General features: G+C 61.9%; 13 protein-coding genes. 11 read left to right on the top strand and 2 right to left on the bottom strand.

Annotated elements, in window-relative coordinates:
• The first annotated feature begins 56 nt into the window (after positions 1-56).
• From JOF28_RS06610 to JOF28_RS06575, 8 genes are all read left to right on the top strand, one after another.
• On the top strand, positions 57-728 hold the full coding sequence (locus JOF28_RS06610) for a response regulator transcription factor (protein ID WP_209705043.1): 672 nt from the start codon (positions 57-59) through the stop codon (positions 726-728).
• Position 729: 1 nt separating this feature from the next.
• Positions 730-2,130 carry a sensor histidine kinase gene (locus JOF28_RS06605; protein ID WP_209705042.1) on the top strand — a complete coding sequence of 467 codons (1,401 nt, stop codon included), beginning with the start codon at positions 730-732 and terminating at the stop codon, positions 2,128-2,130.
• On the top strand, positions 2,130-3,095 hold the full coding sequence (locus tag JOF28_RS06600) for a TAXI family TRAP transporter solute-binding subunit (protein WP_209706867.1): 966 nt from the start codon (positions 2,130-2,132) through the stop codon (positions 3,093-3,095). Before JOF28_RS06605 ends, JOF28_RS06600 begins: the two co-directional genes overlap by 1 nt.
• 264 nt (positions 3,096-3,359) lie before the next feature.
• On the top strand, positions 3,360-4,106 hold the full coding sequence (locus tag JOF28_RS06595) for an amino acid ABC transporter ATP-binding protein (protein ID WP_209705041.1): 747 nt from the start codon (positions 3,360-3,362) through the stop codon (positions 4,104-4,106).
• A 52-nt stretch (positions 4,107-4,158) separates the two neighbouring features.
• Positions 4,159-5,061, top strand: coding sequence for a glutamate ABC transporter substrate-binding protein (locus tag JOF28_RS06590; RefSeq protein WP_209705040.1), 903 nt, complete (start codon positions 4,159-4,161; stop codon positions 5,059-5,061).
• Between the two features lie 67 nt (positions 5,062-5,128).
• Positions 5,129-5,785, top strand: coding sequence for an amino acid ABC transporter permease (locus JOF28_RS06585; RefSeq protein WP_209705039.1), 657 nt, complete (start codon positions 5,129-5,131; stop codon positions 5,783-5,785).
• Positions 5,782-6,690, top strand: coding sequence for an amino acid ABC transporter permease (locus JOF28_RS06580; protein WP_209705038.1), 909 nt, complete (start codon positions 5,782-5,784; stop codon positions 6,688-6,690). The genes JOF28_RS06585 and JOF28_RS06580 overlap by 4 nt, the downstream gene beginning before the upstream one ends.
• Before the next feature lie 97 nt (positions 6,691-6,787).
• A complete protein-coding gene (locus tag JOF28_RS06575; RefSeq protein WP_209705037.1) occupies positions 6,788-7,600 on the top strand; it encodes a sulfite exporter TauE/SafE family protein in 813 nt (270 codons plus the stop codon).
• Positions 7,601-7,726: 126 nt separating this feature from the next.
• On the opposite strand, the gene greA is transcribed toward JOF28_RS06575, so the two are convergent.
• Both greA and JOF28_RS14500 read right to left on the bottom strand, forming a co-directional pair.
• Complete coding sequence (greA, locus tag JOF28_RS06570; protein ID WP_209705036.1) at positions 7,727-8,212, bottom strand: transcription elongation factor GreA; 486 nt, start codon at positions 8,210-8,212, stop codon at positions 7,727-7,729.
• 118 nt (positions 8,213-8,330) lie between these two features.
• Positions 8,331-8,819, bottom strand: a complete 489-nt coding sequence (locus tag JOF28_RS14500) for a DUF4307 domain-containing protein (RefSeq protein ID WP_342452103.1) — start codon at positions 8,817-8,819, stop codon at positions 8,331-8,333.
• 85 nt (positions 8,820-8,904) lie between these two features.
• Between JOF28_RS14500 and mca the strand changes: the two genes are divergently transcribed.
• From mca to recQ, 3 genes are all read left to right on the top strand, one after another.
• Positions 8,905-9,774 carry a mycothiol conjugate amidase Mca gene (gene mca / locus JOF28_RS06560; RefSeq protein ID WP_209705035.1) on the top strand — a complete coding sequence of 290 codons (870 nt, stop codon included), beginning with the start codon at positions 8,905-8,907 and terminating at the stop codon, positions 9,772-9,774.
• Positions 9,771-10,097, top strand: coding sequence for a hypothetical protein (locus JOF28_RS06555; RefSeq protein ID WP_209705034.1), 327 nt, complete (start codon positions 9,771-9,773; stop codon positions 10,095-10,097). Before mca ends, JOF28_RS06555 begins: the two co-directional genes overlap by 4 nt.
• Before the next feature lie 199 nt (positions 10,098-10,296).
• Complete coding sequence (gene recQ, locus JOF28_RS06550) at positions 10,297-12,354, top strand: DNA helicase RecQ (protein ID WP_245190179.1); 2,058 nt, start codon at positions 10,297-10,299, stop codon at positions 12,352-12,354.
• The last annotated feature ends 19 nt before the right edge of the window (positions 12,355-12,373 follow it).

Raw genomic sequence — 12,373 nt, 5'->3', positions numbered from 1 at the left:
TGTGGAGCGGGATAGTCTGTGGATCTGCGACGTGCATATTCAAAGGAGAACCTCGCGTGAAGATTTTGGTGGTCGAAGACGACGACCGAGTGGCCGATGCGCTCGTAGCGTTTCTTGGCCGATCAGGATACGCGACTGAGCGGGTGGGCAGCGGAATGGCGGCGATTGAAGCACTGGGCCCCGATACCGAAGCGGTGCTGCTCGATTTAGGTCTCCCCGATATGGACGGCATCGACGTGTGTCGGCGCATCCGGGGGTTCTCAGGGGTTCCCATCATCATTGCGACGGCGCGCAGCCAAGTCGAAGAACGCATCAAGGGGCTGCAAGCAGGTGCCGATGACTTCGTCGTGAAACCGTATGACGTGCGCGAGCTACTGGCCCGCATCGAAGCGGTGACGCGACGGTCACGGGCGGCGGCTGAACCGGGAGACGGCGACATCAGCTTGACTATCGATGGTGTGCACTTTGACTTTGTGAATCGGGTGTTGCTCGCAGACGGCGTTCCCGTCGATCTCACCCCAAAAGAGTTCGACGTGCTGGCGGTACTCGCACGCTACCCGGGAGTAGTGGTACCACGTGATCGCATCATCCGTGAAGTGTGGGGCACCGACTGGAGCGGCTTCAACCGGTCGATTGAAGTGCACGTGGCCTCTATCAGGCGCAAGATTGAACGCGAATGGCTGATCGTTACCGTGCGCGGAGTGGGCTACCGTCTGACCGGGGTGTGACATGCGTGCACGCCTGCTGACCATATTCTTGGCGCCGCTGATTGCCATTTTGGTGGTGTTGGGTGGGGCTTATGCCTGGACCTCTGCGCGCAGTATCGAGCAAGAGTTCATGAACCAGCAGCTTGATGACCTCAGCTATTTTCTGGTGAGCGCCCGGCAGGGGTTGGTCACCGGTAATACGATGATTCTCGAGGGCGAGATGACGCGCTATAGCGAGCTTTACGGTGGCCGTATTTCGGTGGTCGACCACTCGGGCGCATTAATCGCCGCAGACCCAGAAACCTGGGCCCACGGGCATGATGAGAGCAACACTGGCGCGGCCAACACAAGCGTTGCAGACCAGGTGGATTTGGCGTTGTCAGGTCGGCGTGCCGGGCTGACTCGGCCGGGTTTGCCCTGGGCCACGGGCCCCGCCACCGTCGTCGAACCGGTAATCGCAGACGGCAAGGTGCTGGGAGCAGTACTGATCTCATCGAGTCTCGAAATTCCGCGTGCTCAGATGACCGCGCAGTGGCTGCAGCTTCTCGCCGTATTCATCGTGATTATTGCGGCGTTGGTGTTTGTGATTCTTCGACTGGTGCGTTGGGTGCTGCGCCCCATGCTTCGTGTCGACCAGGCAATGGTCGCGATTGAACATGGCGAGATGGGATCGCGTATTGCTGACGATACCGGCCCGCCCGAAATGCAGCGCATGATTCGTATTTTCAACAGCATGGCTGAGGAAATTGAGCGCGTGATCGTGCGCCAACAGGAGTTCGCGATGAACGCCTCACATGAGCTCCGTAACCCACTGGGCGCTTTGTTGCTGCGCATGGAGTACTTGGCGACCGGCCTTGACGAGAGCTGGGATGATGACGTTGAGAAGGCCCGTGAAGAGGGGCAGCGCATGGCCCGTATCCTCGAAACGCTCCTCACCATGGCCCGTTCACAACGACGTGATTCACCGTTCGCGGTTGTCGATCTGGGGGAGGTGGGCCGCGATCGCGTTGACGCCTGGCAGCAGGTTGCCGACGACCGACGTGTGACGTTCTCGGTGCATTCGACGGGCGGCTGCCACACAGTCACCGACCGCACAGCCGTCGAGAGCGCGCTCGACGCCGTGATCGATAACGCACTCAAATTCGCACCGCCCGGGTCGACTATTGACGTATCGAGTAGTCGTAAGGCCGATGGGTTTGTGTTGACGGTACGCGACCGGGGCCCGGGGCTTGCTGACGATGAGATTGAGCACGTCACTGAACGCTTCTGGCGCAGCGCCCGCGACCAGAACATTGCCGGTTCAGGCCTGGGCCTCGCCATCGCCAACGATCTGCTGCACACGGTCTGCGGTAGCGTGCAGGTGACGTCTCCGGTCGGCGGTGGGCTGCAGGTTTCACTGTTGCTACCTGAGGAGGGAGCGTGATGCGGGGAGAACGGCTGCGTCGGCGAGTGGGTGCGCTGCTCGCCACGGTGCTGTGCGCGGCAGGGCTGGTGGGTTGCACGCCAACCGGTGGAAGCACGAACGACTCGTACACGATCGCTGGCGGCGGCAAATCGGGGGTGTACTACAACTACGGAGACCAACTTGCGATTCAAGCACAACGTGCACTCGGCCTCGATATTGAGGTGACTCAGACCGAAGGATCAGTGGACAACATTTTGCGGGTCAGCTCAGGGGAAGCCCTAGTTGGGTTCTCCCAGGGCGATACCGCGGCCGACGCGATTGCAGGCACCGGTGCGTTCTCTGCCCCGCAACCTATCGCGGCGGTGGCTCGCGTGTACGACGAGTATGTGCACGTGGTGGTGCCCGCTGACTCGCAGATCCACCAGATCTCTGACCTTGCGGGGCACACAGTATCGTTGGGCGCCGCGAACTCAGGGGTGCAAGTCATCGCGAATCGGGTGCTCGCCGCGGCCGGAGTGGAACCCAGTGAAGTACCCGGGCCTGCGCTGGGCCTCGATGCATCACTCGTGAGGTTGCGCACCGGGCAGATCGAAGCGTTCTTCTGGGTGGGCGGGCTACCGACGCCGGGCATCGAACGGCTCGCAGAAGAGATGCCCATTAGGTTGCTGCCACTCAAGCCAGACACCGTCGAACAGGTCAACGCCTCGCATGCCGGCGTGTACCGCACCGCTGATTTCCCGGCCGGCGCCTACGGGGTAGACATAGAGACCCCTACGATGACGGTGCCCAATTACCTCATCGCCTCGGCAGACGCACCACCACAGTTAATTCGAGAAGTACTCGGGGTGCTCTTTGAATCGCAAGCGACGATCTCGGACAAGGTGCGCGCTGCCGCGTTCCTCGACCGGCGACAAGCAATATTTACTGAACCTATGCCGCTGCATCCCGGGGCTGCCAAGTACTATATCGACGAGCGCCGCTAACTCCGCCGCGCTACCGCTGCCACATCTGAGACGCGCTCATCCTCAACCTCAAGGCAATCCTCAAGGAACGCTCAAGGCGCGTGACATGAGCTGCACGAACTGAATACGGTGAGTCCAACCGGTTCAAAGGTGAACAGCTCGAACGTGTACCTTGCGATGCCCAACGAAGGGCCGCATGTACACACGTTCACCTTGAATCACTGTAGACAGAAGGTGCATCTGACACATAACGTGACAGATCTTGATTCTTAAGGTGGAGATCAGATGAGTGCGAGCGAACCGCTTGTCGTCGTGGAAAACGTGCAGAAGCACTACGGCGAGTTTCAGGCATTGACTGACATCAACCTCACCATCGCTAAGGGCGAGGCCGTAGTGATTATCGGCCCATCAGGATCAGGTAAGTCGACACTGTGCCGTTCGATTAACCGGCTTGAGACCATTACCAGCGGCTCGATTCGAGTCGATGGCCGAGAGCTTCCCGCTGAGGGGAAAGCTCTGGCCAATCTGCGCGCCGAGGTCGGCATGGTGTTTCAATCATTCAACCTTTTTGCCCACCTCACCATTCTTGAGAATGTGACACTCGGTCCCATTAAGGTGCGTGGGCTCAGCAAAGCAGAGGCCGATCGTGAGGCCATGGCGCTGCTCACACGCGTGGGGGTTGAGAAGCAGGCTTCAAAGCTGCCAGCTCAGCTCTCAGGCGGCCAACAGCAACGCGTAGCGATCGCCCGATCGCTCGCCATGCACCCCAAGGTGATGCTGTTTGACGAGCCGACGAGTGCGCTAGACCCCGAGATGATCAACGAGGTACTCGACGTCATGATTGGCCTCGCGAAAGAGGGCATGACGATGATCGTGGTGACCCACGAGATGGGGTTCGCACGCAAGGCTGCCGACCGCGTCGTGTTTATGGCCGACGGGCAGATCGTGGAGCAGAACACTCCTGAAGAGTTCTTCACCAACCCCCAATCAACCCGCGCGAAAGATTTTCTCTCCAAGCTCATCAAGAACTAATTTCAGGCGTCTGACTACCATCTAGACCCTCCCCGTGAAAGGAATAGCAACCATGCGATTCAAGAAAACACTGGCCGCAGCAGGATTCCTCGCCGCAGCCGCACTCACCCTCACCGGCTGCAACAGCGGCACCCCCGCAGCCCCCGGCGATGAAGCCGCTGGCGGCTCGACCGAGATCATCGAGGTCGCTGAAGGCGTCAGCCTCGAAGGCAGCCCGACGTTCGACAAGATGGTCAAGGATGACAAGGTCGTCATCGGTGTGAAGGAAGATCAGCCCAACCTTGGCTATCTCGACAACGTCACCGGTGAACGCAGCGGGTTTGACGTAGATATCTCTCGCTGGATTGCCGCCTCACTCGGGTTCAGCGAGGACCAGATTGAGTTTAAGGCGATTGCGTCAGCCAACCGCGAGCAGGCCATCGTCAACGGCGACATCGACTACTACGTCGGCACGTACTCGATCAACGACAAGCGCAAGGAAGACATCGACTTCGCTGGCCCGTACTTCATCACCGGCCAGGGACTGCTCGTGAAAAAGGGCGCCACCGATTACCAGGCGCTCGAAGAGCTCGATGGCAAGACGGTGTGCTCGGCAACGGGCTCCACTCCTATCCAGAACATCAAGGAGAACTTCAAGAACATCAAGACGCAGGAGTTCGACCTGTACTCAGCCTGCGTGGAGAACCTCGTCAATGGGCAGGTTGATGCAGTGACAACTGACCAAGCCATCCTAATCGGTTACGCGGCGCAAGATCCCGAGAACCTCATGGTCACGAGCGGTCCGCTGCTCACCGAGGAGCTCTACGGTGTGGGACTTCCGAAGGGTGATGATGTGCTTCGCGCCTTCATCAATGACACCTTCACCGAGGGTGGCGACACCTGGCAGGCCATCTTCGACAAGAACCTGGGCGATTCAGGCATCAAGGTCACTCAGCCTCAGGTTGACGCCTACTAACAGCGCTGAGACGCGGGGCGGCTGAACTGGCCGCCCCGCACTCCATACTTAAAGGGGAGGAAGACGGATGGACGTCATCTTCGGAAACCTCGATCTCTGGGGCAGCGCGATCAAGAACACCTTGCTGGTGTTCCTCTTCGGCGGACTCATCGCGCTGGTGCTGGGAATCATCGTAGGCGCGATGCGCGTCTCACCGGTTCCCATCGCCCGGGGCGTCGGCACACTGTATGTCAACATCATTCGTAACACCCCGTTGACGCTGGTCTTCTTCTTCTTCGTGTTGGGATACCCCGCACTCGGGATGCCGAAGATGAGCCCGCTGGTACTGGGTGTGCTGGCGATCGGTATTTACACGGCCACCTACGTGGCTGAGGTGCTGCGTGCCGGTATCAATACGGTGCCGGTGGGGCAGGCTGAGGCTGCTCGCGCGCTCGGCCTCCCGTTCGGTCAGGTCATGGGACTGGTGGTGTTGCCGCAGGCGTTTCGGTCGGTGGTGCCGCCCATGATGAGCGTGTTTATTGCGCTCCTGAAAAACACTACGGTCGCGGCCGGGTTCTCGGTCGCTGAGCTCGGTGCACTGCGTGCCACGGTCAACGATGCGGCAGGCCGCCCTGGTAGCCCGATGGAAGTGCTGCTGTGGGTTGCCGCGGTGTTCGTCGTGTTGGTTCTGCTGCTGAGTTTGCTGCAGAACCGCATTGAGAAGAAGTGGAGGATCGTGCGATGACTTCGGTACTGTACGACGTTCCCGGCCCTAAGGCCATTGCGCGCAACCGCATTCTCGCGGTGGTGACGGTGGTAGTGGTGGCCGCTGTGGTTGCCTTCATTCTGTATCGCTTCGCGCTCTCTGGGCAGTTCTCCGCCCAGAAGTGGGGCATTTTCACCTACTCCACGATCTGGCAGCAGATCTTCGCGGCACTGGGTAAAACCCTCGCCGCGTTCGGGCTCGCCGCAGTGATGAGTGTCGTGCTCGGGTTTGTGCTCGCCATTGGCCGACTCTCGGACCACCGCTGGGTACGCATCCCCGTGACCACGATCAGCGAGCTGTTCCGCGCGGTGCCCGTACTCGTCATGATGATGCTGCTGTACTACGGTCTGCCGTCGATCGGTGTGCGCATGGAGCCCTACTGGGCTGTCGTGATCGCATTGGTCGCTTATAACGGATCGGTGCTCGCCGAAGCGTTGCGTGCCGGCATTGAATCGCTACCGCGAGGCCAGCGCGAAGCCGGGTACGCGATCGGGCTGCGCAAGACCGGCGTGATGATGTTCATCCTGCTGCCGCAGGCCGTACGGGCGATGTTGCCCGTCATCGTGTCTCAGCTCGTAGTGACCATGAAGGACACTGCGCTCGGGTTCATCATCACCTACCCCGAGCTGTTGTACTTGGCAAAGCAGCTCAGCAGCAACGTGCAGTTCGGCCGCCCGCTATTGCAGTCCGCCTTTGTGATCGGCGGCATTTACATCGTGATGTGTCTGATCCTTTCGGGCATTGCGAAGTGGCTAGAAAGCCGCATGAACAAAAAGCCCAAGGAGAACGGTGGCACGCACACCACCACTATCCCCGTGCAACCGGGCGACCCCCGGCTGCAGGAGGGCACCGTGACCGAAGTGATCGCAGTGCAGAACGAATAATAGTTGTGTGACCGCTGGGGTCTGTGAGTCGCAAGATGCGGCCCGCAGGCCCCAGCGGTGGTTATATGGGGATGCCCCTTTTGAAAGGTTCGACTGAATGCACCTGACTCTCGCGGCCCTGCAGTTCCTGCCAGAAGAAACCGACTGGATTACGATCGTCGCGTTGATCGCCGCGGGCTTTGCGGCCGGGTGGATCGATGCAGTCGTGGGCGGGGGAGGGCTGTTGCAGTTGCCGGCGCTGTTGCTCGCGCCGGGGGTCACGCCGGTTCAAGCGCTCGCCACCAACAAGCTTGCGTCGGTGTTCGGCACTGCGACAAGTAGTGCAACCTACTATCGGGCAGTGAGACCAGATCTTCGCACTACCTTGCCGATGGCAGCGATTGCGCTCGGGGGCGCATTTGCTGGCGCCTCGGTAGCTTCGTCGCTACCGGCCTCGGTGTTCAAGCCCATTATCGTTGTGGCCCTGGCAGTGGTGGCGCTCATTACACTGTTTAAACCTGCGCTCGGCGCGGTCACAAAGCTTAAACATCGAGCATCAAAGAGCACGGTTATCGCGATGACCTCGGGCGCCATGATCGGTTTTTATGATGGTGTGCTGGGGCCGGGCACCGGTGTTTTTCTGGTCATTACCCTGGTGGGGGCACTCGGCTATGACTTCTTGCAGGCAAGTGCACGCGCCAAGATGGTGAATTTCGCCACGAATCTTGGCGCACTCATCTTCTTCATTCCGCTGGGGGCGGTGCTGTGGCCGCTCGGGCTCGTCATGGGCCTCGCAAATATTGCAGGCAGTTTTTTCGGCTCAAAGATGGCGATCGCCAAGGGCGCGAAGTTCGTGCGGGTGCTGTTCTTGGTCGTGGTCGCGGTACTGATCTGCAAACTCGGCTTCGACATCTGGGCCGAGCGCGCGTAAACGAGCTGGCCTGCTATCGCCCCGGCAGAAACAACCAAGTCTGTCCCCGCAAAGCACAAGGGCCCGGGCGCTGCACAATGCAACACCCGAGCCCTGAAGCATGGGGCTTACGTCCCATGTAAATAATTAGCCGACGTAGGTCTCGACCGCGAGAATCTTGACCGCGATCTCCTTGCCGTTGGGAGCCTGGTAGCTGAGCTCATCGCCAATCTTGTGGCCGAGAATGGCCTTGCCCAGGGGGCTCTCGCCGCTGTACACGTTGAGGTCAGAGCCGTCGGCGAGCTCACGGCTGCCGAGCAAGAACCGCTCTTCGCTGCCGAAGATCGTGGCGGTGATGACCGTGCCGATCTCAACCACGCCCGAGGCCTGGGGAGCTTCGCCCACGACAGCGCGCTTCAGTAGGGCCTCAATGTCGCGAATGCGGGCTTCCATCTTGCCCTGCTCATCTTTCGCAGCGTGGTAGCCGCCGTTCTCCTTGAGGTCGCCCTCTTCACGTGCCGCTTCGATGCGGGCCGTGATCTCTTTGCGGCCGGCGCCTGCGAGCTGGTCAAGCTCTCCCTGAAGCCGGTCGTAGGCATCCTGAGTGAGCCAGGTCTGGGTGAGCTCGGCCATGGTCGATCCTCAATTCATTAGTGCGCACGCGGCGCGACGCTGAGCGCGCATACCGCGCGGTGGGTAAAAACGAAGCCCCGACGGTGCCGGGGCGCTCCCAAAAGTTTAGCAGGGAGACTTAAACTACCACCCAGCATTCGCGCGTGGTGACCGCGGTGGCGGGGGTAGTCGTCACCAGCTTGGTGCTGATGGTGTGGGTGAACTTGTCACTCGGGGGGATCTCAATGATCTTCCACCCGACGGTGGCTTTTGACGTGTTGAGTGCTTCAACCGCACAGGCGACCGCCGTGTTGGCCGGGCCGGTCACTTCGAACCTGGCCTCGAGCACCAGCTCAGACTTCTTGGTGTACCCGATGTCTTGCCAGTCGATCTGGCTGGTGGTTTGCCAACCGCTAAAGAAAAAGAAACCGATGCATGCGAGCACCAACGCGCCCGCGGTCCACAGCGCGAATCGGCGATCGAAACGGCGCCTGCGCGCCGAACCATAACGATTCTCGAGTGCTTGCGACGCCGTTGACGCGGCTAAAGCGGGAGCTTCAACGTCTGTTGAAGTGAGCGCCTGGTCGGCGTGTGCCGAGCCTGCGTGTGTGGGATCCACCGGTGACACGGGCGGCTCCGATCTGTCCTGGGTAAACTAAGGGCTTCGTCCAGAGTATCTGGATCCACCGGGAAGCAAATGTGAGAGGACCCGCATGGCGCTGAGGTTAATCGCGGTACACGCACACCCCGACGACGAATCAAGTAAGGGTGCGGCGACGTACGCTCACTATCTCGACGAGGGCGTCGAAGTACTCATCGTGAGCTGCACAGGGGGCGAGCGCGGCGACGTGCTCAACGAGCTCGTTGCACGCAACCCGAAGAGTCGACGTGACCTCGCAGGTCTTCGCCGCGACGAGATGGCACGTGCCCGCGACATCATCGGGTTCGAACACCAGTGGCTGGGGTACGAAGACTCGGGCCTTCCGCCCGAGGGTGACCCTGTGCCTGCCGGATCATTCGCTGACATTCCAGCCGAGGTCTCTGCCGAGGCACTGGTGCGCATCGTGCGAGATTTCAAACCCCACGTGATGATCACGTACAACGAGCAGGGCGGCTACCCCCACCCCGATCACATTCGGTGCCACGAGATCAGCAAGATCGCGTGGGACACCGCGGGTGACGCCTCGGCATACCCCGAAGCGGGCGAGCCGTGGAGCATTGACAAGCTGTACTACGAAGAGATTTTTAACGCGAAGCGCGTCAACACGGTGTACCAGTGGCTGCTCGACAACGATGCGGCCTCGCCGCTCGTTGAGCAGTTCGAGCAGCTGCGCGAGTGGATGGGCAAGCGCCCCTACCGCGGCACCGCTCAGGTCAACGTTGGTCGATTCTTCGAACAGCGCGACGAGGCTTTGCGCGCCCACGAGAGCCAGGTGCCGCCCGACAGCACCTTCTTCTTCTGGCCGCTTGAGCTGCAACGTGAAGCGTGGCCATTCGAGGATTATCGGCTTGCTGCGTCGCGGGTTGCGACGAGCGAGTTCGAAGCAGATTTGTTTCAAGGCATTGAGGAGGCCCGCGCGTGAACGTGTGGAGTAACACCGTAGGAACCATGCTGCAGCTGGCAGACGAAGTCGCAACCGACACCGCGTTTGACCCCAACAAGGTCACGCCTGGGTTTGAAGGATTCATCTTTACCGGCCTGCTCGCAGTCGCAGTGATTGCGCTCGGCTTCGTGCTTGTGCGTCGCATGCGCGCCAGCGCGTACCGCCACGAGGTGCGCGAAGAGATCGAAGCTGAGCTCGCTGAGAACGCTGAGAACGCTGAGCTCGCCGAGAACGCTGGGCTCGCCGAGAACGCCGAGCTGTCAACTGACGGCTCAGCCGACGCCGCGTCAACTCAGAAGTAACGCAGTGGCTGGCTCCTCCCGCGGTGCGCACGGGAATGATCCGTTCGTGGACGCGACGTATGGAGGCGCTGGCCGAGTGAACCCAGGGCCTGACCCCCAAGGCGACGACTCGTCTTTTGGTGACCCAGATTTCGGGGGAGGGGCATACGGCGGCGATGAGTTCGGCGACGCCGAGCGGTGGCCAGGGGAAGCGTGGGGGATGCCCGCACCCGGCAGCCTCGGCGGCAGCAGCGGTACCGGGGCGGCAGCACCTGCGCCCGCCCACGCACCAACGCCCGCACAGGCCGCACCCGCGCAGCCCGTACGCAGGCCCGTAGTGGCGCAGCCACCCGCCCACCCGATCGTGCAGCCCGCCCCCGCCGGCCTCAACGCCGGTGCCAAGCACGTGGGGCGCGACCCCCGCGAGGTGCTGGCCGAGGTCTTTGGCTACGACGCGTTTCGCGGTGACCAAGATGCGATCGTGCGCCACGTTGCCGCGGGCGGCGACGCCGTTGTGCTGATGCCTACCGGCGGCGGCAAATCGATGTGTTATCAGGTGCCGTCGCTCGTGCGCGAGGGCACCGGAGTGGTGCTCTCACCCCTCGTCGCGCTCATGCATGACCAGGTAGCGGCGCTGCGATTGGCCGGGGTGCGTGCTGCCTCGCTGAACTCGTCCATGAGCATGGATGAACGCCGCGAGGTTGAGCGTGCCTACGTGCAGGGCGAACTCGATCTGCTCTACCTCGCGCCCGAGCGATTGTCGTCGCCCGGCACCATCGACCTGCTCGCACGCGGGCACATCGCCCTGTTCGCGATCGATGAGGCGCACTGTGTGTCGCAGTGGGGCCACGACTTTCGGCCCGACTACCTGCGGCTGGGCGCGCTTGCCGAGCGCTGGCCCGACGTGCCCCGCATCGCACTTACCGCGACTGCGACGCCCGAGACGCACCGTGAAATCACCGAGCGGTTGCACCTGGGCGAAGCCAAACACTTTGTGTCGAACTTCGACCGGCCCAACATTCGGTACCGCATCGAATCAAAGCAGAACGCCCGCGCTCAGCTGACCCAGTTTGTGCGCGGTGAGCACGCCGGCGAGGCCGGCATTGTGTACGCGCTGAGCCGCAAACGGGTTGAGCAGACGGCAAAGGCCCTGCGCGACGCCGGAGTCGACGCTGTCGCCTACCACGCGGGTCTTCCGTCTCACGTGCGGCTCGACGCGCAGACCAGGTTTTTGCGCGAAGACGGCGTGGTCGTGGTCGCCACGATCGCGTTCGGAATGGGCATCGATAAGCCCGATGTGCGCTTCGTCGCCCACATCGACCTGCCCAAATCGATCGAGGGCTACTACCAAGAGACGGGCCGCGCGGGCCGCGACGGAGCCCCCTCAGAAGCCTGGCTGGCGTACGGCCTGCAAGACGTGGTGCAGCAGCGGCAGATGATCGAATCAGGCGACGGCGATCAGGTCACCCGCACGAACCAGACCAGGCACCTCAACCAGATGCTTGCGCTGTGCGAAACGGTCGAGTGCCGGCGTGCATTCTTGCTGCGTTACTTCGGGCAAGAGACTGAGCCGGGTACCGGGGCCGCGCCCACCGCGTGCGGCAACTGCGATGTCTGCCTCAACCCACCCAAACTGTGGGACGCAACGGTGCCCGCGCAGATGCTGTTGTCGACCATCCTGCGCACGCATCGCGAGCGCGGCCGCACCTACGCGGCGGGCCAGCACATCGATGTGCTGTGCGGCGTCGCCTCTGAGCGCGCGACCCAAATGAAGCTCGACGAGCTGACCACCTGGGGCATCGGCAAGGAATGGTCGGTGGCGCAGTGGCGCGGAGTCGTGCGGCACATGCTCGCCGTCGGGCTGATCGAGGCGCGCGGTGAGTGGGGTGTGCTCGAGCCCACCCAAGACGCGAAGCCTGTGCTGAGCGGTGAGATGCCGGTGCGCATGCGCGAGGAGGTACTCGCGCGCGCTGCCACGGGCGGTGCCGGGCGCCGGGTGCGTGGGGCTGCTGGGGCAGGCTCCTCGTCAAAGCGCTCTGCCGCCGCGGCCGACCTCTCGCCCGAGCAAGCCGAGATCTTTGAACGGCTGCGGGCTTGGCGTGCTGAGGAAGCGCGTCGCCAGGGGGTTCCCGGGTATGTGGTGTTTGGTGACGCGACGCTCGCAGCGCTCGCGGTGCACACCCCGACGAACGACGAACAGCTGCTCGCAGTGTCGGGCATCGGCCAGGTGAAACTCGAACGCTACGGAGCAGCCGTGCTCGAAGTGCTCGCAGCCTAAGAGCTTATAGAGGCTATCG

This window comes from Leucobacter exalbidus, assembly GCF_017834145.1.
Taxonomy (GTDB): Bacteria; Actinomycetota; Actinomycetes; order Actinomycetales; family Microbacteriaceae; genus Leucobacter; species Leucobacter exalbidus.
This window is presented reverse-complemented; position numbering and strand designations above follow the sequence as displayed.

Coding starts and splice junctions, on each gene's coding strand:
- greA (WP_209705036.1), bottom strand. CDS start 8,212: ATGGCCGAGCTCACCCAGACCTGGCTCACTCAGGATGCCTACGACCGG.
- JOF28_RS06585 (WP_209705039.1), top strand. CDS start 5,129: ATGGACGTCATCTTCGGAAACCTCGATCTCTGGGGCAGCGCGATCAAG.
- recQ (WP_245190179.1), top strand. CDS start 10,297: ATGCCCGCACCCGGCAGCCTCGGCGGCAGCAGCGGTACCGGGGCGGCA.
- JOF28_RS06600 (WP_209706867.1), top strand. CDS start 2,130: ATGCGGGGAGAACGGCTGCGTCGGCGAGTGGGTGCGCTGCTCGCCACG.
- JOF28_RS06575 (WP_209705037.1), top strand. CDS start 6,788: ATGCACCTGACTCTCGCGGCCCTGCAGTTCCTGCCAGAAGAAACCGAC.
- mca (WP_209705035.1), top strand. CDS start 8,905: ATGGCGCTGAGGTTAATCGCGGTACACGCACACCCCGACGACGAATCA.
- JOF28_RS06595 (WP_209705041.1), top strand. CDS start 3,360: ATGAGTGCGAGCGAACCGCTTGTCGTCGTGGAAAACGTGCAGAAGCAC.
- JOF28_RS06605 (WP_209705042.1), top strand. CDS start 730: ATGCGTGCACGCCTGCTGACCATATTCTTGGCGCCGCTGATTGCCATT.
- JOF28_RS06580 (WP_209705038.1), top strand. CDS start 5,782: ATGACTTCGGTACTGTACGACGTTCCCGGCCCTAAGGCCATTGCGCGC.
- JOF28_RS06590 (WP_209705040.1), top strand. CDS start 4,159: ATGCGATTCAAGAAAACACTGGCCGCAGCAGGATTCCTCGCCGCAGCC.